At 61.8% G+C, this 608-nt stretch carries 1 pseudogene; it reads right to left on the reverse strand.

What is annotated here, in order from left to right:
- Positions 1-608: pseudogene (locus tag AC1DY5_RS58000) on the reverse strand (hypothetical protein); the annotation flags it as partial.

A 608-nucleotide genomic window follows, 5' to 3' on the forward strand; every position in this document is an offset into this window, starting at 1 on the left:
GGTCCGGCACGCCGAGCCGAGCGAATGGACTCCACACAAGGCAGGCCGATGCTGTCGCCTTCGAGTCGGGGATCACCGGCGGGGACCAGCCCGAACTCGTTCATCTTTCCGGGATCCGACACATAAGCCCCTAGCGCGCACGCCTGCCGGTAGAGCTCAACCGAGTCAACAGCGTGGCCCGGATCTCCGCTGAACTGGAGCTTTCGGAAGTGAAGCTCTCCAATGGCGGGAAGCGGCTGACGTGGCCCCCGCCAGAGGAGCGCGTCCTCCGACAGATTCGCGACCGAACGCGGATAGATGTTGCGCCGACGAAATGCCTCAATCACCGCGCCTCGATAGTCCCAAATGTCGTCGGGCACCACGTCGTAGTCCGCCGTGATGAGCGCGCGCAGATAGTCTCCGAATTCCAGACCCACGGGCGGGCAATAGTCGATGGCCCGGATGCAGATTGTCAGAAACTGACTCGCCAGCTTGCTTGCCTTGTCTGCGAGCACACTTTGAAGGTCGTGTGGCAAGTCACCCGGCGGCAGCACACCACTGCCGCCAGTGACCATGCGGATGTAGACCTTGGTCTTCCGCTTGAACACAGTCGTGAACGCTTCAAAGAC

The sequence above is a fragment of the Variovorax sp. P4_D9 genome, assembly GCF_056401695.1.